The 22,954-nt window shown below is 63.8% G+C and carries 20 protein-coding genes and 4 tRNA genes; 14 read left to right on the top strand and 10 right to left on the bottom strand.

Translation table 11 applies throughout. From position 1 onward, the window contains the following. Positions 1 to 3 precede the first annotated feature (3 nt). Positions 4 to 312 carry a hypothetical protein gene (locus C7I36_RS13795; protein WP_106454279.1) on the bottom strand — a complete coding sequence of 103 codons (309 nt, stop codon included), beginning with the start codon at positions 310 to 312 and terminating at the stop codon, positions 4 to 6. A 9-nt stretch (positions 313 to 321) separates the two neighbouring features. Next, entirely contained in the window at positions 322 to 1,341 is a 1,020-nt protein-coding gene (epmB, locus tag C7I36_RS13790) for an EF-P beta-lysylation protein EpmB (protein WP_219899660.1), read from the bottom strand. 42 nt (positions 1,342 to 1,383) lie between these two features. Here epmB and efp point away from each other — a divergent pair, with 42 nt between their 5' ends. Next, positions 1,384 to 1,950 (top strand): elongation factor P, encoded by a 567-nt coding sequence (efp, locus tag C7I36_RS13785; protein ID WP_106454277.1) that lies wholly within the window; start codon positions 1,384 to 1,386, stop codon positions 1,948 to 1,950. A 47-nt stretch (positions 1,951 to 1,997) separates the two neighbouring features. On the opposite strand, the gene C7I36_RS13780 is transcribed toward efp, so the two are convergent. Next, complete coding sequence (locus C7I36_RS13780) at positions 1,998 to 3,041, bottom strand: GMP reductase (RefSeq protein WP_106454276.1); 1,044 nt, start codon at positions 3,039 to 3,041, stop codon at positions 1,998 to 2,000. Positions 3,042 to 3,331: 290 nt separating this feature from the next. Here C7I36_RS13780 and C7I36_RS13775 point away from each other — a divergent pair, with 290 nt between their 5' ends. The 3 genes from C7I36_RS13775 to epmA all read left to right on the top strand — a co-directional run bounded on the left by C7I36_RS13775 (position 3,332) and on the right by epmA (position 6,353). After that, positions 3,332 to 4,837, top strand: coding sequence for a uracil permease (locus C7I36_RS13775; RefSeq protein WP_106454275.1), 1,506 nt, complete (start codon positions 3,332 to 3,334; stop codon positions 4,835 to 4,837). A gap of 90 nt (positions 4,838 to 4,927) precedes the next feature. Continuing rightward, on the top strand, positions 4,928 to 5,347 hold the full coding sequence (locus C7I36_RS13770) for a VOC family protein (RefSeq protein WP_106454274.1): 420 nt from the start codon (positions 4,928 to 4,930) through the stop codon (positions 5,345 to 5,347). A 31-nt stretch (positions 5,348 to 5,378) separates the two neighbouring features. Further along, positions 5,379 to 6,353: an elongation factor P--(R)-beta-lysine ligase gene (epmA, locus tag C7I36_RS13765; RefSeq protein ID WP_106454273.1), complete on the top strand. Its 975-nt coding sequence runs from the start codon at positions 5,379 to 5,381 to the stop codon at positions 6,351 to 6,353. Position 6,354: 1 nt separating this feature from the next. Here epmA and C7I36_RS13760 read toward each other — a convergent pair whose 3' ends face one another. The 6 genes from C7I36_RS13760 to rsgA form a co-directional block, all read right to left on the bottom strand. Next, positions 6,355 to 6,846 carry a DUF4136 domain-containing protein gene (locus C7I36_RS13760; protein ID WP_106454272.1) on the bottom strand — a complete coding sequence of 164 codons (492 nt, stop codon included), beginning with the start codon at positions 6,844 to 6,846 and terminating at the stop codon, positions 6,355 to 6,357. Between the two features lie 75 nt (positions 6,847 to 6,921). Then, positions 6,922 to 7,809, bottom strand: coding sequence for a LysR substrate-binding domain-containing protein (locus C7I36_RS13755; RefSeq protein WP_106454271.1), 888 nt, complete (start codon positions 7,807 to 7,809; stop codon positions 6,922 to 6,924). Then, positions 7,806 to 9,206, bottom strand: a complete 1,401-nt coding sequence (locus C7I36_RS13750) for an SLC13 family permease (protein ID WP_106454270.1) — start codon at positions 9,204 to 9,206, stop codon at positions 7,806 to 7,808. Before C7I36_RS13750 ends, C7I36_RS13755 begins: the two co-directional genes overlap by 4 nt. Beyond that, positions 9,190 to 12,489, bottom strand: a complete 3,300-nt coding sequence (gene mscM, locus C7I36_RS13745; protein WP_245880122.1) for a miniconductance mechanosensitive channel MscM — start codon at positions 12,487 to 12,489, stop codon at positions 9,190 to 9,192. The genes C7I36_RS13750 and mscM overlap by 17 nt, the downstream gene beginning before the upstream one ends. Positions 12,490 to 12,537: 48 nt before the next feature. Further along, positions 12,538 to 13,404 carry an archaetidylserine decarboxylase gene (gene asd, locus C7I36_RS13740; protein WP_106454268.1) on the bottom strand — a complete coding sequence of 289 codons (867 nt, stop codon included), beginning with the start codon at positions 13,402 to 13,404 and terminating at the stop codon, positions 12,538 to 12,540. Positions 13,405 to 13,419: 15 nt separating this feature from the next. After that, the gene (rsgA, locus tag C7I36_RS13735) at positions 13,420 to 14,454 is read right to left on the bottom strand and encodes a small ribosomal subunit biogenesis GTPase RsgA (protein WP_106454267.1); all 1,035 of its coding nucleotides are present in this window, start codon (positions 14,452 to 14,454) and stop codon (positions 13,420 to 13,422) included. Between the two features lie 86 nt (positions 14,455 to 14,540). On the opposite strand from rsgA, the gene orn reads away from it, so the two are divergent. The 5 genes from orn (at position 14,541) to C7I36_RS13710 (ending at position 15,775) form a co-directional block, all read left to right on the top strand. Then, positions 14,541 to 15,086, top strand: coding sequence for an oligoribonuclease (gene orn / locus C7I36_RS13730; RefSeq protein ID WP_106454266.1), 546 nt, complete (start codon positions 14,541 to 14,543; stop codon positions 15,084 to 15,086). 232 nt (positions 15,087 to 15,318) lie between these two features. Continuing rightward, positions 15,319 to 15,394: transfer RNA gene (locus C7I36_RS13725), tRNA-Gly, on the top strand. 51 nt (positions 15,395 to 15,445) lie between these two features. Continuing rightward, positions 15,446 to 15,521, top strand: a tRNA-Gly gene (locus C7I36_RS13720). Between the two features lie 51 nt (positions 15,522 to 15,572). Next, positions 15,573 to 15,648 (top strand) — tRNA-Gly (locus tag C7I36_RS13715). Positions 15,649 to 15,699: 51 nt separating this feature from the next. Next, a tRNA-Gly gene (locus C7I36_RS13710) sits at positions 15,700 to 15,775 on the top strand. Positions 15,776 to 15,844: 69 nt separating this feature from the next. On the opposite strand, the gene queG is transcribed toward C7I36_RS13710, so the two are convergent. Further along, positions 15,845 to 16,972, bottom strand: a complete 1,128-nt coding sequence (queG, locus tag C7I36_RS13705) for a tRNA epoxyqueuosine(34) reductase QueG (protein WP_106454265.1) — start codon at positions 16,970 to 16,972, stop codon at positions 15,845 to 15,847. On the opposite strand from queG, the gene C7I36_RS13700 reads away from it, so the two are divergent. Genes C7I36_RS13700 through miaA form a run of 5 tightly spaced genes read left to right on the top strand, consistent with a single transcriptional unit; the run spans position 16,971 to position 22,942 of the window. Further along, positions 16,971 to 18,500: an NAD(P)H-hydrate dehydratase gene (locus tag C7I36_RS13700; RefSeq protein WP_106454264.1), complete on the top strand. Its 1,530-nt coding sequence runs from the start codon at positions 16,971 to 16,973 to the stop codon at positions 18,498 to 18,500. The genes queG and C7I36_RS13700 overlap by 2 nt on opposite strands. Then, positions 18,463 to 18,930: a tRNA (adenosine(37)-N6)-threonylcarbamoyltransferase complex ATPase subunit type 1 TsaE gene (tsaE, locus tag C7I36_RS13695; protein ID WP_106454263.1), complete on the top strand. Its 468-nt coding sequence runs from the start codon at positions 18,463 to 18,465 to the stop codon at positions 18,928 to 18,930. Before C7I36_RS13700 ends, tsaE begins: the two co-directional genes overlap by 38 nt. Then, positions 18,927 to 20,243, top strand: coding sequence for an N-acetylmuramoyl-L-alanine amidase (locus C7I36_RS13690; protein ID WP_106454262.1), 1,317 nt, complete (start codon positions 18,927 to 18,929; stop codon positions 20,241 to 20,243). Before tsaE ends, C7I36_RS13690 begins: the two co-directional genes overlap by 4 nt. Position 20,244: 1 nt before the next feature. Beyond that, positions 20,245 to 22,008 carry a DNA mismatch repair endonuclease MutL gene (gene mutL, locus C7I36_RS13685; protein WP_106454261.1) on the top strand — a complete coding sequence of 588 codons (1,764 nt, stop codon included), beginning with the start codon at positions 20,245 to 20,247 and terminating at the stop codon, positions 22,006 to 22,008. Further along, positions 21,998 to 22,942, top strand: a complete 945-nt coding sequence (gene miaA, locus C7I36_RS13680) for a tRNA (adenosine(37)-N6)-dimethylallyltransferase MiaA (protein ID WP_106454260.1) — start codon at positions 21,998 to 22,000, stop codon at positions 22,940 to 22,942. Before mutL ends, miaA begins: the two co-directional genes overlap by 11 nt. The last annotated feature ends 12 nt before the right edge of the window (positions 22,943 to 22,954 follow it).

Below are 22,954 nucleotides of genomic sequence, written 5' to 3'. Positions count from 1 at the left end.
GCGTCAGTCGAGGCGCAGAAACTGCCCGAGCGTGGATGCCAGCAGCTGGATTTTGTGCACCATGCGCGACAGCAGAGCCTGGTATTCCTGTTCCGTGCTCATTTCGAGCAGTTCCAGTTCTTCCGCCAACTCGGCCACATAGGGCAGGAAGTGATCCGCGTGGGTGGTGAACTGGCTGTCCTCGCGCAGTACGGCGCTGAACTTGGCCTGGCCCTTGGCGCGCAGGGCGGCGAGCTTTTTGTCGGCGTCGATGGCCTGGTGGTAGAGATCCCTCAGGGTGTCGTTCAACTTGGCGATAACCGAATCGTGCATCTGTATTCCTTAACGGGGTTCAAGACCGAGATCTAACGGGGTTTTGCTGGCTTCGCCGCCGATTTCGCGTACCAGCCGGGGGACCAGGAAGCCGGGCAGACGGGCCAGCAGCCGGGCCATGAGCGTCCGGGCCCGGTCATCGCCGACCAGAAAGTGCGCCGCGCCCTGTACCCGATCGAGCTGGTGCAGGTAATAGGGCAGTACACCGGCCTCGAACAGCCGCTCCGACAGCGCCTCGAGCACCTCGGCGTCGTCGTTGATCCCGGCCAGCAGCACGCTCTGGTTGAGCAGGGTGATGCCGGCCCGGCGCCAGTCCTGCAGCGTGTCGGCCAGGATATCGTCCACCTCGTTGGCGTGATTGATGTGCAGTACCAGCACCGGCTGCAGCCGGCTGTCGGCCAGGCGGGTTTTGAGCGCTCCGGTCAGCCGGGCCGGGATCACGACCGGCAGCCTGCTGTGGATGCGTAGCCGACGCAGGTGGGGTATGCCTTCCAGGGCATCGAGCAGGGTGGCAATCTGCTCGTCCTTGGCCATCAGGGGATCGCCGCCGGAGAGGATCACCTCGTTGATTTCGGGGTGGGCGGCGATGTAGTCCAGTGCCTCGCGCCAGCCTTCCCGTCCCGGGCTGTTGTCGGCATAGGGAAAGTGGCGGCGAAAGCAGTAGCGGCAGTTGACCGCGCAACCGCCGCGCAGCACCAGCAGCACCCGGGAGCGGTATTTGTGCAGCAGGCCGGGCAGGGCGCTGTCGTGCTCTTCGAGGGGATCGGCGACGAAGCCGGGCACTTCGGCGAATTCCTCGCCCAGGGGCAGCACCTGGCGCAGCAGGGGATCGTGAATGTCGCCCGGGCGCATCTTGTCGGCGAAGGGACGGGGCACGCGCATCGGGAACAGCCGGCGGGCCTCCAAGCCCGGACGCCAGGGGGCCGGATCTATGCCCAGATAGTCGAGCAGGGCGTCGGGAGTGGTAAAGGCGCGGGCAAGTTCTTTTTGCCAGTTAATATGTAAATCGCCCCCGTTTAGGGGTATCATTGCCGGCATTTTCTGCAACTCTGTCTAATTCACGAGGGTAAAATGGCCTCTTATAGTACCAACGAATTCCGCTCCGGCCTAAAGATTATGCTGGACGGCGAACCCTGCGCCATTATTGAGAACGAGTTCGTCAAGCCCGGCAAGGGCCAGGCCTTCAACCGCGTTAAAATCCGCCGCCTGCTCAACGGCAAGGTGCTGGAAAAGACCTTCAAATCCGGCGACACCGTGGAAGCGGCGGACGTCATGGACATGGAACTGGCCTACCTGTACAACGACGGCGAGTTCTATCACTTCATGAACAACGATACCTTCGAGCAGCTGGCCGCCGACGACAAGGCGGTGGGTGATGCCAAGCTGTGGCTGAAGGAGCAGGACGTCTGCATCCTGACCCTGTGGAACGGCGCTCCCATCTCCGTCACCCCGCCCAACTTCGTGGAGCTGGAAGTGGTGGAAACCGATCCGGGCCTGAAGGGCGACACCGCCGGCACCGGCGGCAAGCCCGCCACCCTGAGCACCGGCGCCGTGGTACGGGTGCCCCTGTTCATCCAGATCGGCGAAGTGCTGAAGGTCGACACCCGCTCCGGCGAGTACGTGTCCCGGGTGAAGTAAGCTCTTGTTCCCGATGTAAAAACGGCGCCTCTGGGCGCCGTTTTTGTTTATTCTTTGCCGTACACGTTGTTTTCCTGCTCCCGCACCCGGATAAAGGTGGTGCGTTTGGTCAGTTCCTTCAGCCGCTGGGCGCCCACATAGGTGCAGGTGGAGCGGACGCCGCCGAGGATGTCCTGTACCGTTTCCTCCACCGGACCGCGGTAGGGCAGCGCTACTGTCTTGCCTTCCGCCGCCCGGTACTTGGCCACGCCACCGGCGTGCTTTTCCATGGCGCTGGAAGAGCTCATGCCGTAGAACGTCATGAACTGCCGGCCGTCCCGCTCGATGAGTTCACCGCCGCACTCCTCGTGGGCTGCCAGCATACCGCCCAGCATCACGAAATCGGCACCGCCGCCAAAGGCCTTGGCCACGTCGCCCGGGCAGGTGCAGCCGCCGTCGCCGATGATCTGGCCACCCAGGCCGTGGGCGGCGTCGGCACATTCGATAATGGCGGACAGCTGGGGATAGCCGACCCCGGTCTTGACCCGGGTGGTGCATACCGAGCCCGGGCCTATGCCGACCTTGACGATGTCGGCGCCGCACAGGATCAGCTCTTCCACCATTTCGCCGGTCACCACGTTGCCGGCGATGATGGTGTGGTGGGGGCACTGCTCGCGTACCCGGCTGACGAAGGACGCGAAGTGCTCGCTGTAGCCATTGGCCACGTCGATGCAGATAAAGCCCAGCTCACCGGACAGGGCCAGGATTTGCTGCAGCTTCTCGAAGTCCCGCTCGGCGGTGCCGGTGGAGACGATAACGTGCCCGAGCAGATCGGCGCCGGCCTCTGCCACGAAGGCCTGCCATTGATCAACCGAGTAATGCTTGTGCACCGCCGTCAGCATATCGTGGCGGGCCAGGGCTCGGGCCATGGCGAAGGTGCCGACGGTATCCATGTTGGCGGCGATAACCGGTACCCCGGACCAGCGCCGACCCGAATGCTTAAAGGTGAACTCCCGGTGCAGCTCAACCTGGGAGCGGCTGTTGAGGGTGGAGCGCTTGGGGCGAAACAGCACATCCCTAAAGCCCAGTTTCAAGTCTTCTTCGATACGCATGGTGTTACCTCGGTAGATGACAGGCACAAAAAAACCGGGGGTTTTTTAGGCCCCCGGTTTTCATCATTCTAGCCAGAGGATTATTTTTTGCAACTATCCTGACTCATGGTTCAAAAATTATCGGCCGTGGCGTCCTAAAAACTGACCTGAAGTTTGAAAACGGCTTCTACACTATGCTTTTTCGCCTATAATCAGCCGCTTCAAGCCGCCCTCCAGAAGGTGGCACTTGCACACGCAATCGTTTGCCCATCGTTTCCGATGCGGCCCCATACTTAAAGGAGAAACCCGCAGTGGCCGAGCCCCGCTTCCATTACCCCTGGTACAAGAAAGAGGACACCGACGCCTTTTTCGCCCTGTTCCAGAATAACGTTGCCAACTTCGTCATCATCACTATTACCATGCTGGGCATGGGCTTTCCCCAGGATATCGTGTTTGGCCAGGTGATACCGGGCGCGGCCATCGCCGTGCTGGTGGGCAACTTTTATTATGCCTACAGCGCCAACCGGCTGGCCCACCGGGAACAGCGCACCGATGTGACCGCCCTGTCCTACGGCATCAGCACACCGGTGATGTTTGTGTTCCTGTTCGGGGTGTTGCTGCCGGCCAAGACCCTGACCGGCGATCCCGAGCTGGCCTGGAAAATCGCGGTGGGCGCCTGCTTTCTGAGTGGCCTGCTGGAAGTGCTGGTGAGCGTGATCGGCCGCTGGGTGCAGCGCAACCTGCCCCGGGCCGCCATGCTGGGGGCGGTGGCCGGGGTGGCGCTGACCTTTATCGCCGGCGAGATGATGTTCAAGACCCTGGAAATGCCGGTGGTCGGCCTGTTCGTGCTGGCGGTGATCATCATCGGTATCGTCGGCCGGGTGGTGCTGCCGTTTCGCATGCCGGCTTCCCTGTTCGCCATCGTCTTCGGCACCCTGCTGGCCTACCTGCTGGGGGAAAGCGACAGTGGCAAGATTGCCGAGGGGCTGTCCCATTTCGGCTTTTACCCCGTGTTGCCCAGCATGGCCGCCTTCGACGGCATGAGCTACCTGTTTGGCTCCATGATTGGTATCCTCACCGTGGTGCTGCCCATCACCCTGTATAACGCCATCGAGACCATGAACAACGTGGAAGCGATGGAGGCGGCCGGCGACAAGTACGACGTGCGCGAATGCCAGGCGGTCGATGGCGTGGGCACCATGATCGGCGCCCTGTTCGGCGGCCTGTTTCCGACCACCGTTTATATCGCCACGGTAGGAGCCAAATGGATGAGGGCCGGTCGCGGCTACAGCATCCTCAACGGCCTGGTGTACCTGCTGGCGGCCATGTTCGGGTTGATCGCGGTGATTTCGGCGCTGATCCCGGTGGCGGTGGTGGCGCCGATACTGGTGTTTGTGGGCATGTCCATGGTGTCCACCGCCTTCCAGACCAACGCCAAGAAGTACTATCCGGCGGTGGCCCTGGCCATGCTGCCCTATTTCGCCAACTATGTAATGACCCGGTTCAACAATGCCGCCGGCGAGGTGGTCAGCCGCATCTCCGACGGCATAGTCCCCCTGGGCCAGGGCGCCATGTTCACCGCCATGATGCTGGGCGCCATCACCGTCTGCGTGATCGACGGCGCCTTCAAGCGGGCCATGGCGTTTGCCCTGTGCAGTGCCGGTTTCTCCTTTGTGGGCCTGATGCACGCCCCCAAGCTGGCCTTTTACGCCGCGCCCGATTATGTGATGGGCTACCTGGTCATGGCGCTGCTGTTTGCCTGGTACGCCTTCAGGGGCGTGGTCAAGCGCGACGATCACTACCTGGGTGAGGACTGACCTGAGCTGCTTCCGAGGGCGCCGCGGCGCCCTTTTATTTTGCTCGAAATTACGCCATGCTGTTACCAGGCTGGCGGACGGGAGAGGGCAATGTTCAAGGTTCTGGGCGTGGATCACCTGGTGTTGAGGGTCAGGAATCCCCAGCGCATGCTGGATTTTTACTGCCGTATCCTGGGCTGCTGCCTGGAGCGGGAGAAAACCGACATCGGCCTTTACCAACTGCGTGCCGGGGCCCAGCTCATCGATCTGGTCGATATCCGTGGCCCCCTGGGCGGCGACGGCGAAGCGGCGGATCAGTGCAAGGCCAACATGGATCATTTTTGCCTGCGCATCGAGCCCTTCGAGCCGGATGCCCTGCTCAACTACTTCACCCTGGCCGGGGTGATCTGCGAGCCGCCGGCCCTGCGTTACGGTGCCGAAGGGGAAGGGCCCTCCATCTACCTGTTCGACCCCGAGGGTAACCAGTTGGAGCTGAAGGGACCGGCCGGGGCTGCCACCGGCGACGAATAAGGTTACACTGGATTATTTAGGCCCTACACCCATGAATACCCTTGCCTGGCCGCCCACGGCCACCCTGCCGGCGTTGCGCCGGCGTGCCGAGCTGCTGGCCTTGATCCGTGCCTTTTTTGCTGCCCGCGACGTGCTGGAAGTGGATACGCCCACCCTGGCCGCCGCCGGGGTGACCGACGTGCACTTGGACAATTTCGTCACCCGCTTTGTCGGTCCCGGCATGGCACGGGGGCTGGATCTTTACCTGCAGACCTCGCCGGAATTCCACATGAAGCGGCTGCTGGCCGCCGGCAGTGGTCCCATCTATCAGATCTGCAAGGCCTATCGCAACGAGGAGTCGGGGCGGTTGCACAATCCCGAGTTCACCATGCTGGAGTGGTACCGGCCCGGTTTCGATCATCATCAATTGATGGACGAGATGGCCGAGTTGCTGCAGGCGGTATTGGATTGTGACAGCCCCGAACGATTGACTTACCAGCAGGCTTTTACGACCACCCTGGGGATCTGCCCGCTGAGCGCGTCCCTCGATGAGTTGCGCCGGGCCGGTCTGGGCTTGGGGGCCGATGACCTTATTGCCCGGGAGGAAGACAGGGACACCCTGCTGCAGTTGCTGTTCGCCCTTGGCGTCGAGCCGCGTGTCGGCCAAGCGGTGCCCTGTTTTGTCTACCACTTTCCCGCCAGCCAGGCGGCCCTGGCCCGGCTCAGCCCGCAGGATCCGCGGGTGGCGGAGCGGTTCGAGGTTTATTTCAAGGGTATCGAGCTGGCCAACGGGTTTCATGAGCTGAGCGATGCCGCCGAGCAGCGACGCCGTTTCGAACAGGACAACCGGCTGCGTCGGGGACGCGGGCTGCCCGAGCGCCCGGTGGACGAATATCTGCTCGCCGCCCTGGAGGCCGGGCTGCCCGATTGCGCCGGGGTCGCGTTGGGGGTAGACCGGCTGATCATGCTGGCCCAGGGCGCCGAGCGGCTGGAACAGGTGATCGCCTTTACCGTCACCCGCGCCTGAGTCAGGGTCGGGGCGGGTAGTTGGCCAGCAGCTCGGCCACCTGTTGTTCAATGCGCCGGCTGCGTTCGGCGCCCTTTATCCGTTCGGCGGGAAAGGCTCTGGGATGGCGGCTTTGCCAGACCACGGTGCCGTCGGGCAGCGCCAGCCAGAGGCGTAATTTTTGTTCCCGTACCATGCCATAGACCCTCTCCTCGTCGTCCCAAAAGCCATTGTGCCGCTCCAGCATGCGCGGCATGGTGGTGAGCAGCCGGGTTTCTTCCTCCAGTCGGTAGTCGAGCCAGAGCTCGGCCCCGGCCGGGGGCGCCGGGTTCAACCCCCGGCCGGGCAGCTGGGCCAGGGCCGCGGCCGTGATGCGGGCGCCGTCCAGCGACTGGCGATCCGCGCCCGGCGCCAGGGCAACGGTAGTGAAACGGCCGAAATCGGTGTGTTCGGCATAGTCGTAGGGCGCGGCACAGCCGCTCAATAACAGCACGATAAGCAGTTGTCGCAGCATGATGGATACCTCCGGCCGGGATCAGGGTTATTTAGGGCCCGGCGCGGCAAAAAAGCAAGGGCGCATCCGGTCGCCTCAGGACTGGATTTCCCGGGCCAACTCGATCAGGGCCATGCGGGATGGGTGATCGCCTCTTTCCTTGTGCCAGGCGAAGTAAAAAAAACGGTTCAGGGCCAGCTCCGGCACCGCCAGGGCCACCAGGGTGCCCGCCGCCAGTTCGTCGGCCACGCTCAGGCGCGACATGCAGCTCAGCCAGGGGCGTGCCAGCAACAGCCGCTTGATGGTGGGCAGGTGCGGGTACTCCTGGCGGATTTTCAAGGGCCCCAGCCGGCCTTGCAGGGCCTGTTCGAAGGTATCGCGGGTGCCTGAGCCGGACTCGCGCAGTATCCATTCGCAATCGGCCAGTTGGCTCAGTCCGACCACGGGCTCGGCGGCCAGGGGGTGATCGGCGCGACAGACAATGACCAGTTCGTCCCGGCACCAGGGTTCGAGGCGCAGCCATTTTTCCTGGGCATGAGCTTCAATCAACGCCATTTCCAGCCGTCCCTGGTACAACTGCAGCAACAGGCTGTGGGTATTGTCCACCGCCAGACTGATGTCGAGCTGGGGATAGCGGCGCGAGCTGTACTCGATCAATTCGGGAATGCGATAGTCGGCGATGGTGCGGCTGGCGCCCAGGCGCAGCCGGCCGGCGATGGGGCTCTGACCCTTGAAGCCCTGTTCGATAAGGTAGCTTTCGGCGAGCATTTTCTGTGCCCTGGGGAGCAGCCAGAGCCCCCAGGCGTTGAGCCTGAGCCGGCGGCCGACCCGGTCGAACAGCGGATGGTTGAGCTGGCGTTCCAGTTCCTGCAACGCCATGGTGGCGGCGGACTGGGTCATGGCCAGCAACTCGGCGGCCCGGCTCAGGCTGCCGTTTTCCGCCACACTGACAAATAACCGCAACTGTTTTAGGGTGAAATTCACGCCAGGGCCCCCAGCACCAGCATGACCGCCAGCAGCAGGGCCAGCCCCAGCAGTCCCACCGCCAGGCCGGTGCGCAGCAAATCACGGGTGGCGATAAGCCCGGTGGCGTAGGCGAGGGCGTTGGGCGGGGTGCTGACCGGCAGTATCATGCCGAGTGAACAGGACAGGGCCACCAGCACCACGGCAGTGTCCAGGCCGATATCGGCCATGCCCTGGTAGCCGGTGGCCACGGCGGCGGTGATGGGCAGGAGCAGGTTGGCGGTGGCGGTGTTGGACATGACGTTGGCGAGCAGGAAGCACACCAGCAGCAGGCACAGCAGGATGGCGCCGCCGCCCAGGTGTTCCAGGGGCAGTGCCAGCGCCAGTTTGCGCGCCAGTCCCGACTGGTCCAGCGCCAGCCCCAGGGCGATGCCGCCCGCCACCAGCCAGAGTACATCCCAGTTGATTTTCTGCAGGTCGGCGGGGGTCAGTATGCCGGTCAGGCTGAACACCACCAGCGGGATCACCGCCACCACATAGCTGTTCATGCCGTGCCAGAAGGAGGTGAGCCACAGCAGCAGGGTGAGGGCGAAGGTAACATAGAGCAACCAGGCCCGGGGCGTGCGTACGAAGCGGCTGCTGAGTGTCAGGCAAAGGCCGAGCCCGGTGGGCGGATACCATTTCAGCAGCAGCCGCCAGGCGGCGAGCAGCAGTACCAGCACCAGGGGCACGGCGAAAGCCATCCAGCTCAGGAAGTCAATGGGCTCGGCCAGGTACTGCAGGGCGATGGCGTTGGGCGGAGTGCCGATGGGCGTGCCGATGCCGCCCAGGTTGGCGGCGATGGGGATGGCCAGCAACAGGCCGCGGGTGGAGGGCGCCTGCAGTCCCAGGCTGGCGAATACCGGGCCCATGATGGTGAGCATCATCAGGGTGGTGGCGGTGTTGGACATGAACATCGAAAACAGCGCCGTGATCAGCATCACCCCCAGCATCAGGCGGTCGTGGCTGGCCATGAAGGGGCGCAGCAGGGTGTTGGCCAGGTTGGTGTCGAGCTGGTACTTGGCCGCCGCCAGGGCCAGGGCGAAGCCGCCGAGGAAAAGGATGATGATGGGGGAGGCGAAGCTGCCGAGGATGGCCTGATAGGAAAGTGGCTCGCCCAGGGGCTGGCCGGGGGCGTCGGCGAGAAACCAGACGGCGGCCTGATCCGAGGTCATCACCAGCAGCAGTCCGATGATCAGCAAAGAGGTGGCGAACACCGGTACCGGCTCCAGCACCCACAGCAGGGCGGCGAGCAGGAAAATGGCCAGCAAGCGTTGTTCTATCAGGGTCGGATCGGGCAATGGCAGCCACTGGACCGGCAGGTTCAGCACCAGCAGCGGCGGCAGCAGGGCCAGCAGCAGTTTAATCCGGCCGGCCATGGCTGTCCTCCCGGCGACCGCTGCCCGAGTGCTCGCCCAGCAGACGAATATCCACCTGCTGGTGCGGGATCTTGATATTGTGCCGGCGCAGGCGTGCCAGCAGCAGGTTGTGCAGCTCGTGGGTCATGGGCATGCGATGGCTCATGTCGTTGACATAGACCCGTACTTCGTACACCAGTGCCGAGTCGGTCAGCTCAATCAAAAACACTTCGGGCACCGGGTTGTCGAGGATCAGGCTGCACTCGCGGATAGCCTCGTGGGTCAGGCGCTGCACCAGCTCGATGTCCGCATCCAGCCGTACCCGCACCAGCAGCTTGACCCGGGTGATGGCATCGGACAGGGACCAGTTGATGAACTGCTCGGTGATAAAGGCCTTGTTGGGTACGATGATTTCGCGCCTGTCCCAGTCCACTATGGTGGTGGCCCGGGTCTTGATTTTGGAAATGGTGCCGGTGAGATCGCGGATGGTGACGGTGTCGCCGATGCGGATGGGTTTTTCGAACAGGATGATAAGGCCGGACACGAAGTTGGCGAAGATCTCCTGCAGGCCAAAGCCCAGCCCCACCGACAGGGCGGCCACCAGCCACTGGGTTTTGGACCAGTCGATGCCGAGCATGGCGAAAGTAGTAAAGGCCCCGATCATCAGCACCAGGTATTTGGAGATGGTGGTGATGGCGAAACCGGTACCCGGCGACAGATCCAGGTGCTGCAGCAGGCTGAGTTCCATCAGTCCCGGCAGATTGCGGGCGGTGATCCAGGTGAGCACCACCAGGAAGGCGGCGATCACCAGATCCTTGAGCGAGATGGGCACCAGGGTATCCTCCCCGGCCAGGGTACTGGACACCTGCCAGACCTCGATGCTGTCGAGGAAACTGAAGGCGGTGTTGATCTCGGACCACAGCAGCATCAGGCTCAGGATGTAGCCCAGCATCAGCGCCGAGCGCAACAGGCCGAGGGACTGGGCGCTGATGGTGTCCAGGTCCACTTCGGCCACGGCGGCCGCTTCCGCCTCCGGGCTGGGCGGGGTTTCCTGGGCGTCTTCCCGTTCCTTTTCCTTGCGCTGGGCGAGGATCTCGGCCCGCCTGGCCTTGGCCCGTTCAAAGGCCAGGCGGCGGCGCTGGAGCAGCATCCAGCGCCGTACCAGGTAGTAGAACAGCAGGAAGCCGAGCCCGGCCAGCACCGACACCTCCAGCTGGCGCAACAGGGTGTGGGCGGTGAACAGGTAGCCCATGGCCGAGGCGGCCAGGGCCAGCAGCGGCGCCACCACCAGCAGCCCCCACAGCAGGTGGTTGGCCAGGGTCAGGTGTTCTTTTTTCGGCGTCGACACCAGCAGCGGCAGATCTTCCCGGTACAGCCGCCAGGAAAACAGGCTCATCAGCAGGCAACTGTAAATGAAACTCAGCCGGCCCAGAGTATCGTAGAGGGAAAACTCCCGGAACTCGCGGGCGGTGTAAAACAGCAGCAGTGCCGGCAGCAGGCTCAGCATCAGGGTCCTGAACTGGCGGCCGATACGGCGCACGCGCGCCGGCGGCAGATTGAAATGGGCCACCAGCAGCCCCTTGGGCAGGGTCAGGTTACCGACCACCAGCAGGATGAACACCGGCAGCATCAGGCTCTTGAGGGCGGAGGACAGCGCCACCACCACCGGCGGTGCCCAGGGGGAGTCAATGGCGTTGGACAGCAGCGACAGCAGTGCCGGTATCGGCATGGCGGTGAGCAGGCTGAGCAGCACAGTGTTGAAGGTATAGCCGTATTTATCCTGGGTGACGTTGCCGATGCGCGGGCCGATGCGATCCAGGTAGTCGCGCAGACTGCGGCGGCTCATCAGCCACAGGTAGAGCACCATCATCGAGCTGATGCCGTAGAGGGTGAGGCTGGCGCCGCCCTGTTGTCGCAGCGACTGGGGCAGGGCGGTCCAGGTGGAGGCGCGCGCCAGCCAGCCCAGGGTTTCCATCATGGCAGAGGGGAACTGGCCGCCGATGGGCCTGAGATCCGGCAGCCAGAACAGGCGCTCGTCGGTCAGGGCCCGGATTTCCTCCAACTGGCTGTTCTGCCGGCTGTAGGCCACCTTGAGGCGGGTTTGTTCGTGGATGTGGTTGTCGGTGGCGCTGATCAACCGTTCCAGCAACCGGGTACGGGTTGCCAGCAGTTCATCGAGCAGCAACTGCTGTTCTTCGGTCAGGGTCGCTTCTTCGGCACTCAGCAACTGATTGCGGTAACTGTTGTTGCGCAGGCTGTCGAGGGACTCCTGGTAGCCGTATTTGTCGACCCGACTCTGTACAATGCGGGCCTCCAGCTGGGGCAGGGAATAAGGCGCAGGCAATTCGCTCAGCCGGTTGCGCAGGTTTTCACCGAATCCCCGGCTGACCTGCAGCCACTCGAGCTGCTCCTTGAGGTTGGCCTTAAGTCCGGTCAGCTCGCCGGCGGCCCGTTCTACCGCCTGGTATTCGAGCTGCAGTGCCTCGATGGCCCGGCTGCGTTCCACCAGCTGATTGGACAGCTGCTGGTTGAATTCCTGCTGGCGGGCCAGCAGCGGCGAGTCGGTCTCCACGTCGTCGAGCAGCCGCTCGCTCTCGGCGATGGCCGCTTCGGTGGTGGCCCGGCGCAGTTCGTTCTGGTGCTGTTGCAGGGCCTCAATATATTGATCGAGGTCGGCCAGTCGGGCCTGCAGTATGTCCAGCCGCAGCCGGTTGAGGGCGTCGCGGTTGCCCGAGGACAGCTGCTCCAGCTCCAGTGCCTGGATGCGCCGTTGCAGGTTTTGCTCCCGGACCATGGCGAGGATGCGGTTGGCGTTTTGCTGGCGATCCTGGTTGTCGGCGAACTGCAGTTCGTCGAGGGACTGCTGGGTCCGCCGCAATTGCTGGCGGAGGTCGTCGAGCAGACCGTGCAGGCCGCTGTTGCTCAGCTCTTGCAGGTTGAGGGCATTGGTCAGCTCTTCCCGCTGCCGGCGCAGTTCCAGGCGCCGGGCCTGAGCATCGACCAGGGCCTGCTCCGTGGCGGCTTCGTCGAGGCGGACTATGTTAGCGGTGGGGGTCGGCTTAAGCCCGGCCCGCTCCCGTTCCAGCTTTTTCAGCTCTGCCGGATAGTCGTCCATGAACTGCTTGAGGCCCTCGGCCTGCTGCTGGAGGCGCTCTCCTTCGCGCACCAGTTGCAGGGCCTGGTTATAGCTGTCGCGCAGCTTTTGCAGCTCCGGCTTGTCCCCGTCGGGGATTTCTGCCAGCAGGGCTTCGATATCGGACACGCTCTGATCCGCCGGCACCGGTGCCGGCAGCAGAAGCAACATGAAAAACAGCAGTAGGGGCGCAAACACGGGGGCGGCTCTCGGCTAGGGTTAAGGATGATCCCGCAGGATACGGCCGAAGGCGGTGCCCATGCGGGTGGGGCTGCCGGGCTCCAGGCTCGGCTCCAGCGCTACCCGGCCGGGACCGAACAGGCATACCACAGTGCTGCCCAGCTTGAAGCGGCCCATTTCCTCGCCCTTGGCCAGGCGCGGCGCCGTGGCCGGGTCATAGTCCCAGCGCTGGACCCGCTTGCCGGGAGGCGGGGTGACAGTGCCGGCCCAGGCGGTTTCTATGCTGGCCACTATGGTGGCGCCCACCAGCACCATGGCCATGGGGCCGGCGGCGGTGTCGAACAGGCACACCACCCGCTCGTTGCGGGCGAACAGCCCGGGCACCCGGGAGGCAGTGAGGGGGTTGACCGAGAACAGCTCGCCGGGCACGTAGATCATGGTCCTGAGCACCCCGTCCAGGGGCATGTGGATGCGATGATAGTCCCTGGGGGCCAGGTAGATGGTGGCGAAGTCGCCGTCCATGAAGGGGGCGGCCAGGGCATGCTCGCCGCCGAGCAGGGCCCGGGCGCTGTAGTCGTGCCCCTTGGCCTGGATGATGCGGCCCTGCTGGATGGGGGCGAGCTGGCTGATGGCGCCGTCCACCGGCATGGCCAGTATCTCATCGCCGGGAACCAGCGGGCGGGCGCCCGCTTTCAGGGGCCGGGTGAAAAAGTCGTTGAAGCTCTGGTAATGCTCGGGGTCGGGCTGGGCCGCTTCGCTCATGTCGACCCGGTAACGGTCGATAAAGCGGCGGATCAGCCACTGGGTCAGGGCTCCCGCCCGGGCGGCGGCCAGCCTGCCGACCAGGCGGGAGAGCAGGTGTTTGGGCAACAGGTATTGCAGCAATATCTTGAGGTGGTCTGTCATCTTGCGTCCAACAAATCAGCTGTGAGGGTGATGGCGACTGGGCTTGTCGGCCATGGCGTCCATGATGCGGTGATAACTGTCGAGCCGTTCCGGGTGGAGCCGGCCCTCGTGCTTCGCCTGTTGCAGCAGGCAGCCCGGATCGGTGCCGTGCTTGCAGTCGCGAAAGCGGCAGCCGCCCAGGTAATCGCGAAACTCCCGGAAACACCAGGCTACCCGCTCGGGGGCCAGGTGCCAGAGTGAGAATTCCCGGATGCCGGGAGAGTCGATCAGGGAGCCGCCGCTCGGGAAATGATAGAGGCGGGCGGTGGTGGTGGTGTGCTGGCCCAGCCCGGAATTGTCGGATACGGCGCCGGTCAGGGCGTCCACATGGGGCATAACGGCGTTGACCAGGGAAGACTTGCCCACCCCGGACTGGCCGACGAAGATGCTGGTGTGGTCCTTGAGCGCCTGGCGGAGCTGGTCCAGCCCTTCGCCGCTGTCGCAACTGACCAGCAGCACCTGATAGCCGATAGCCCGGTAACGTTCAAGGTCCCGTTCCGCCAGGCGGCGTTGCTCCGGGGTCAGCAAGTCCGCCTTGTTCAGGACGATCATCGGCGGCATTTCCACGTCCTCGGCCGCCACCAGATAGCGGTCGATAATATGGCAGCTCAGCTCGGGCAGTACGGCGGACACCACCACTATCTGGTCGATATTGGCGGCCACCGGCTTGATGCCGTCGTAATAGTCGGGACGGGTGAGCACGGTGCGGCGCGGATGCACCGCTTCCACCACGCCGCTGATGCCCTGCATGGCCTCGATGCCGGGGCGCCAGACCACCCGGTCGCCGGTGACCAGGGAGCCCAGGGTGCGGCGCAGGTTGCAGCGATGGATCTGGCCTTGCTGATCCTCGATATCCGCATGCTGGCCGAAGCGGCTGATCACCGTGCCTTCGGCGGGCGGGCCCAGCAGGCTGTCGTCGATGACATCGGCGTGCTGGGGTTTGAGCCGGCGGCTGTGGTTGTCGCTGACCCTGCGTTTCTGGCCTTTGCTCAGGCGTTTTTTCTTGGTCACGATATCCTCGAACCTGCTTTCACTGGCGGCTATGATACACTTTCCCGTTCAACCTTGTCCCCATTGCCAAGCCGCAGAGACATAACATGACCCAACATGCAGACAACCTGGTCTGGATCGATCTGGAAATGACCGGTCTGGAGCCCGACGAGCACCGCATTATCGAGATTGCTAGCATAGTGACCGACAAGGATTTGACGGTGCTGGCCGAGGGACCCGTGCTGGCCATTCACCAGAGCGAGGGCGAACTGGCCAAGATGGACGAGTGGAATGTGCGCACCCATACCGGCTCCGGCCTGGTGGACAGGGTCCGTGCCAGCACGGTGACCGAAGCCGAGGCCGTGGCCCGCACCCTGGATTTCCTGCGCCAGTGGGTGCCGGCAAAGACCTCGCCCCTGTGCGGCAATTCCATTGGTCAGGACCGGCGCTTTCTGGTGCGCCATATGCCCGAGCTGGAGGCTTTTTTCCATTACCGCAGTATTGACGTCAGCACGGTCAAGGAGCTGGTACGCCGCTGGCAGCCGGCCCTGCTCGAGCAGTTCAGCAAAAAAGGCAGCCACCTGGCGCTCGACGATATCCGGGAATCCATCGCCGAACTGCAGTTTTACCGGGAAAAAGTGTTCACTATCTGAGCCTATCGGACGCCGTTGATGGTAAATTCGGCAAACGATCCCGGGGGGGCGAAAAAAGGGCTTGCATTCACTTAAGTCGCTCGTATAATTCGCCTCCCGTAGCCGGACGGAATTGCGAAGCAAGCCACTGCCTACGTAACAAATTGCGGGAATAGCTCAGTTGATAGGGCTTAACCTTGCTGAAGTTGATGAGGGTCGCGCCGCGGCCCCATGCACAAGTTAAGCGTATTTTGCGGGAATAGCTCAGTTGGTAGAGCACAACCTTGCCAAGGTTGGGGTCGCGAGTTCGAGTCTCGTTTCCCGCTCCAAATTGCAGCGATGCGGCTCACCAAGGCGGCATTGAAAGTAAAAAGTGTTTTGCGGGAATAGCTCAGTTGGTAGAGCACAACCTTGCCAAGGTTGGGGTCGCGAGTTCGAGTCTCGTTTCCCGCTCCAAATTGCAGCAATGCGGCTGACCAAGGGCGCGTTGAAAGTGAAAAGTATTTTGCGGGAATAGCTCAGTTGGTAGAGCACAACCTTGCCAAGGTTGGGGTCGCGAGTTCGAGTCTCGTTTCCCGCTCCAAATTGCAGCGATGCGGCTCACCAAGGCGGCATTGAAAGTGAAAAGTGTTTTGCGGGAATAGCTCAGTTGGTAGAGCACAACCTTGCCAAGGTTGGGGTCGCGAGTTCGAGTCTCGTTTCCCGCTCCAAATAAAAAAACCGACCTCAGGGTCGGTTTTTTTATGCCTGCAAAGGGCTGCGATAGAGCACGCAGGCCTTCAACGGGCATGCTCCGGCATGCCCTTGTCCACGGCGCGGATAAGCCGCTCGGTCTTGCGCTCCGGCTGCGCCAGTCCGGCCTGTTGTCGCGCCAATGCCCAGTCGATATGCTCCCGCACCAGTTCGTCCACCACTTCCCGTTTCTGCTCCAGGGCCTGGATTACCTGCTCCGAGGCGGGGGCGTTGCCCAGGGCCACGGCGATATTGCGCAGCCAGCGGCGATGGCCGATGCGGCGGATGGGGTTGCCTTCGGTCATCTTCAGGAAATGCGCTTCACTCCAGGCGAACAGGGCCAGCAACTCGGGGGCGTGCAGATCGTCCCGGGCGGCGAAATCCGGCTCCCGGCTGGCCCTGGCAAAGCGATTCCAGGGGCAGATCAGCTGACAGTCGTCGCAGCCGTAGATGCGGTTGCCCATCAGCGGGCGCAAGGGTTCGGGAATGGGGCCGTCGAGCTCTATGGTGAGGTAGGATATGCAGCGGCGGGCATCCACCACATAGGGCGCGACGATGGCGCCGGTGGGGCAGGTGGTGATGCAGGCTACGCATTTGCCGCAGCCTTCTTCCACCGGGCGGTCCACCGGCAGCGGCAGGTTGACCAAGAGTTCACCCAAAAAGAAGAAGGAGCCCGGCTCCCGGTTGAGCAGCAGCGAGTGCTTGCCGACCCAGCCCAGGCCAGCCTTGGCGGCCAGCGGCCGCTCCAGGATGGGAGCCGAGTCGACGAAGGGGCGGGCGACCAGCTTTTGGGCCCGCTGGGCTATCTGGTCTGCCAGTTTCTTCAGCCGGTTGCGCATCACCTTGTGGTAATCCCGCCCCAGGGCATAACGGCTGATATAGCCCTTGTCCGGGTCGCTCAGCACCCGGGCGATGGCGGCCTGCTCGGGCAGGTAGTTCATTCGCACCGAGATCACCCGCAGGGTGCCGGGCAGCAGTTCGGCGGGGCGGGCGCGCATCATGCCGTGGCGAGCCATGTACTCCATGTCGCCGTGGTAACCCTGGTCCAGCCAGTCGGCGAGCAGGGGTTCGTGTTCCGACAGGTCCGGGTCGGCGATGCCGGCCTGGTCAAAACCTAGCTCTGCCGCCCAGAGCTTGATATCGTGAGCCAAAGCGTCAAAGTCGGGAGTGGTCATGAGCATTACCGGTCTGGAAAAGCCCCACAGTCTAACACAAGGGCTCTGGCTCTCGGAGCAGATCCGCGAAGGTGAGCGCCGGGCGGCGGCGGCGATGGGGATGGCCATGTTCGAGCTGATGTCCCGGGCCGGACTGGCCGCCTTCGAGCTGGCTCGCCGGCAGTGGCCGACGGCGCGCCATTGGTGGATCTTCTGCGGCGGCGGCAACAATGGCGGCGATGGCTATGTGGTGGCGCGACTGGCCCGGGCCGCCGGTATCCGGGTGCAACTGGTGCAGTTGGGCGACGCCGAGAAGCTGGGCGCAGACGCCGCCACCGCCCGGGATCACTACCGGGCCGACGGGGGCGCCATCGAAAGCCTGGACGCCCTGCAGGAAACGCCGGATCTTGTTATCGACGCCCTGCTCGGTACCGGTATCCGGGGCGAGCTGAAAGGAGCGGCTCGGCGCCATATTGCCGCCCTGAACCGGGTGGGCGTACCGGTGCTGGCACTCGACCTGCCTTCGGGCCTTAACCCCGATACCGGCCGGATCGATGACATGGCCGTAGTGGCAACCCACACCTTGACGTTTGTGGGGCTCAAGCCCGGACTGCTGACCGGACGCGGACCCGATGTCTGTGGCCGGATATGGCTTGCCGACCTCGGCATTCAGTCGCGCCTGGGGCAGGCTCCCGTGGCCGAACTGCTTAACTGGTCAACCCTGGCCGGGCGATTGCCCCGGCGCCGGCAGGCGGCGCATAAGGGAGAAGCCGGGCGCCTGTTGGTACTGGGTGGCAACCAGGGCATGGGCGGGGCGCTGCGCCTGGCGGGCGAGGCCGCCTTGCGCTGTGGTACCGGGCTGGTACGCCTGGTCGGCCATCCGACCCAGGTACACCAACTGAGCCTGACCCGGCCCGAGCTGATGACGGCGTCCTTCCCCGGTCCGGTGGCAGAAGACTGGGCCCATGCCCTGGTGGTGGGCCCTGGTATGGGACGGGACGACTGGGCGCAGGCCCTGTTTGAGCGTGCCCTCGGCCAGGACAAGCCGATGGTGATCGACGCGGATGCGCTGCACCTGTTGGCCCTAAGGGGGGCGATGGGCGGGTCAAGACCCTGGGTGCTGACGCCCCATCCGGGCGAGGCGGCGGTATTGCTGGGTTGCACCAGCACCGAAGTGGAACACGACCGGCTGGCGGCCGTGCGGCGTTTACGGGAACAATACGGCGCCGTTGTGGTCCTCAAGGGGGCCGGTACCCTGATTGCGGATGAGCAGGGTATCGCCCTGTGCCATTATGGTAATCCTGGCATGGCATCGGGCGGTATGGGCGACCTGTTATCTGGTATAATCGGCGCTTTCCTGGCCCAGGGCCTGGCTACGGGCCTGGCTGCCCGGCTGGCGGTCTGCCTGCACGGCCGGGCTGGTGACGGCGCTGCCCGGGACGGCATGATTGGCATGCTGGCGTCGGATTTGTTATCCCCACTGAGAAGCCTTATCAATCAAACAGATGAATATGACAACCACAAGCTTGACCCTGGCCCTGGCCGATGAAGAAGCAACCCTGGCACTGGGCCGCGCGCTAGCCGCCGCCTGTCGCGAGGCCAGCGTCATTTTTCTGCATGGCGATCTCGGCGCCGGCAAGACCACCCTCAGTCGGGGATTCATTCAGGCATTTGGCCATCAGGGCAAGGTAAAAAGTCCGACCTATACTCTAGTGGAACCCTACCAGAGCGGTCCCTGGCAGATTTACCATTTCGATCTCTACCGCCTGGCCGATCCGGAGGAGCTGGAGTACATGGGCATTCGTGATTATTTTACCGGGCACAGCCTGTGCCTGGTGGAATGGCCGGAGCGGGGCCAGGGCATGTTGCCGTCACCGGATCTGGAGCTGACCCTGGTCTATCAGAACGAGGGGCGCCAGGCGCACCTGCAGGCCCGCAGCCCGGCCGGCCGGCACCTGCTGGAGAGGGTCAAGGCATGAAGTCCATCCTTGCGATCTGCTGCCTGCTGTTCAGTCTGTCGGCCTGGGCCAACCAGCTCGAGAGCATCCGGGTCTGGCCATCGCCCGACAACACCCGCATCGTGCTCGACCTGGGCGCGGCTCCCCGCTACGAGTATTTCCTGCTCTACGATCCCCACCGGCTGGTGATCGATCTGGAACAGACCCAGAACCGGGTCGATTTCTCCGCCATCAAAAACAGCAGCGAGCTAATCACCACCATACGCCACAGCACGCCGCAAAAGACGGGCAGCTACCGGCTGGTGTTCGAGCTGGCGGCGGCGGTCAAGCCCGTTATTTTTCCACTGACCCCGGCCGGCGACTACGGTCACCGGCTGGTCATCGATCTGCCATACCAGGATCAGAGCCGCAAGCCCCAGCAGGCGGTGCACAAGGCCGCTCCGGTCGGCCAGCGGGAGATAGTGGTGGCCATCGATGCCGGCCATGGCGGTGAGGACCCCGGTGCCATAGGGCCGAGGAAGAACCGGGAAAAACACATAACCTTGTCCATTTCACGCCGCCTGGCCGATTTGATCAATAAGGAGCCGGGAATGCGGGCTGTACTGACCCGTACCGGCGACTATTTCGTTAACCTCAACCAGCGCTCCGAGATTGCCCGCAAGGCCAGGGCCGACCTGCTGCTGTCAATTCACGCCGACAGCGTAGCCAACCAGGGGCCTCGTGGCGCTTCCGTGTGGCTGCTGTCCTCCAACCGGGCCAACCGTGAAATGGCCGGCTGGCTGGAAAAGCAGGAGCGCCAGTCGGAACTGCTGGGCGGGGTGGGCGAGGTAATTTCCCAGACCGATGGCAACCCCTACCTGACCCGTACCTTCCTCGACCTGTCGATGGATCGCTCCCGTGCCGACAGCTATGCCATCAGCGAGCACATACTGGCGGCCATGGGCAAGGTGGTGCGGCTGCACAAGAGCAAACCTGAGCATGCCAGCCTGGCGGTACTCAAGTCGCCGGACATTCCCTCGTTGCTGATTGAGGCCGGCTTTATCTCGAACCCCCAGGAAGAACAACTGCTGATCACCGCCGGGCACCAGCAGAAAATCGCCCAGGCGCTGTTCAATGGGGTCAAGTCCTACTACCGGCAAAATCCCTTGCCCGGTACCATGATGGCGGGCACGGCAGTACCCACAGGGGCGCGCCAGCACACGGTCCGCACGGGAGAAAGCCTGTCGGTCATCGCTCAGCGTTACGGGGTGTCCATCGCCCGCCTGAAGGGGCACAACCAGCTGCGTTCTGACGTGGTCAAGGTAGGCCAGGTACTGGACATTCCAAGCAGTTGATATGCCGATACAGATATTGCCAGCCCGGCTGGCCAACCAGATAGCCGCCGGCGAGGTGGTCGAACGTCCCGCTTCCGTGGTCAAGGAACTGGTGGAAAACAGCCTCGACGCCGGTGCGACCCGTATCGAGGTGGAGGTGGAAAAGGGTGGTGCCAAGCTGATCCGCATCCGTGACAACGGCGGCGGTATTGATAGGGACGAGCTGACCCTGGCGTTGTCGCGCCACGCCACCTCCAAGGTCAGCAGCCTGGAAGATCTGGAACGGATCCTGAGTCTGGGATTTCGTGGCGAGGCGCTGGCTTCCATCAGTTCGGTATCCCGTCTGGTGCTGACCTCCAAGCCGCCTTCCCAGGAGCAGGCCTGGCAGGCGATGGCCGAAGGCCGGGAGATGGATGTCCGGCTGCAGCCGGCCTCCCATCCCGATGGCACCACGGTGGAAGTGAGCGACCTGTTTTTCAATACCCCGGCCCGCCGCCGCTTCCTGCGCACCGAAAAAACCGAGTTCGGCCATATCGACGAAGTGGTCCGGCGCATCGCCCTCAGCCGGTTCGACCTTGCCCTCAGCCTGCGCCATAACGGCAAGCCGGTGCGCCAGTACCGTGCGGCCAGCCTGCCGTCCCAGCAGGACAAACGGCTGGCCGCCATCTGCGGGCCAGCCTTTATGACGTCGGCCCTGCGTTTTGACAGCGAACACCATGGCCTGCGGTTGTGGGGCTGGCTGGCGCCGCCGTCCGCCGCCCGGGTTCAGCCCGACGTGCAATACACCTACGTCAATGGCCGCATGATGCGCGATAAACTGCTCAACCATGCGGTGCGCCAGGCCTATGGCGATCGCCTGCCGGCCGAAGGACACGGGGCCTTTGTGCTCTATCTTGAACTGGATGCGGCGGAAGTGGACGTTAACGTGCATCCGGCTAAGCACGAGGTCCGTTTCCACCAGGCCAGGCTGGTACACGACTTTGTCTATCAGGCCCTGAGCCAGGCGCTGGAGCAGGGCGAGTCAGTGCAACCTTCTCCGTCACCGGCCGTTCGCGATGTCGACACCGACAGGCCGGCGCCCCGTTATCCGGCGGCCGAGCATGGCTATGGCGCCCACGCCGGCCAAGGGCGGCAATCGTCATCCGGCGGTGGCCCGAGTCGCCGGCAATGGCAGGGGCTGGACGCTTTGCTGACCACGACGCCAGCCACTCCGGGCGGCGTGGCCGAGTCGGCACCGGCGCGGGAACCGGAGGCGGAATCTCCCTTGCTGCTGCAACGGGAACGCTTTCTGGTGGTATTGCGGCAAGGCGGGCTCTGGCTGTGCGATCTTGACCAGGCCCGTGTCTGGCGGGATGGCCGGGCGCTGCTGGGGGCCTGGCAGCAGGGGCTGACGCCCCAGCCCCTGTTGTTGCCGATCCGCCTGTCGCTGACGGCGGCCGACAGGGAACAATTGAATGAGCATCAGGCACTTTTGCAAAAACTGGGGCTGGAGTTGAAAAGCGGCGGTGGCGACACCATTATCCTCACCCGGGTGCCGCAGCCCCTGCGCCATGCGGATCTGGCCAGGCTGTTTCCCCAACTGCTGGCTCGCCTGCGCCAGGAGGCCGACCGCCAGCCCGAGGCACTGTGCCACTGGCTGGCACAGCAGGCGGCGGGCGAACCCTGGAGCTGGAACCGGGCTCTTGAGCTGTGGCGGCAACTGGCTCCCTTGCCGGCATCGCCGCCGGACTGGCTGCGCCCGCTGGAGCTGGAACAACAATTGGACAGGTGGATGAATGGGGACTAAGCCCCTGGCGGTATTTTTGATGGGCCCGACGGCGTCGGGCAAGACCAGTCTGGCCATGACTCTGTGCCGTGAGCTGCCCTGTGAGCTGGTCAGCGTGGACTCGGCCCTGGTGTACCGGGGGATGGATATCGGTACTGCCAAACCGAGCCGAGAGGAACTGGCTCAGGCGCCGCACCGGCTGATCGATTTGCGGGATCCTTCCCAGGCCTATTCGGCCGCTGAGTTCCGCCGGGACGCCCTGGCGGCCATGGCCGAGATCACCGCCGCGGGGCGAATCCCCCTGCTGGTCGGCGGCACCATGCTGTATTTCAAGGCGTTGCTGGAAGGGCTTTCGCCGCTGCCATCGGCGGATCCTGCAGTGCGCGCGGCCATCGAGGCCGAGGCGGCCGAGCAGGGCTGGGAACGACTGCATCGGCAACTGGCGGCGGTCGACCCGGTGGCCGCCGCCCGCATTCATCCCAACGACCCTCAACGCCTGTCCCGGGCGCTGGAGGTTTTTCGTATTTCCGGTAAAACGCTCACAGAATTAACACAACGCAAGGGTGATCCCTTGCCTTACAAAGTGTTACAGTTCGCGATTGCGCCAGCGGAGCGCGCCGAACTGCACCGGCGTATTGCCGAGCGCTTTCGGCTGATGCTGGAGCAGGGCTTTGAGCAGGAAGTGAGGGCCCTGTACCGGCGGGGAGATCTGCATCCGGAACTGCCGTCGATTCGCTGTGTCGGCTACCGGCAAATGTGGGATTACCTCGACGGGGTTGTCGGCTATGATGAAATGACGGAACGCGGCATTGCGGCCACCCGTCAATTGGCCAAGCGGCAGCTGACCTGGCTCAGGAGCTGGCCGGATCTGACCTGGCTCGACAGCGATGACAAAACGGCTTGCCAGCGCCTGGTTCAACAGGTGCACCAGGCCCATAACCAGACTAAACAATAATAATTTTCCACT

Source organism: Zobellella taiwanensis, assembly GCF_003012795.1.
In the GTDB taxonomy this organism is placed as follows: Bacteria; Pseudomonadota; Gammaproteobacteria; order Enterobacterales; family Aeromonadaceae; genus Oceanimonas; species Oceanimonas taiwanensis.
The sequence above is the reverse complement of the archived record's forward strand: the minus strand, read 5'-3'. Positions and strand labels throughout refer to the sequence as shown.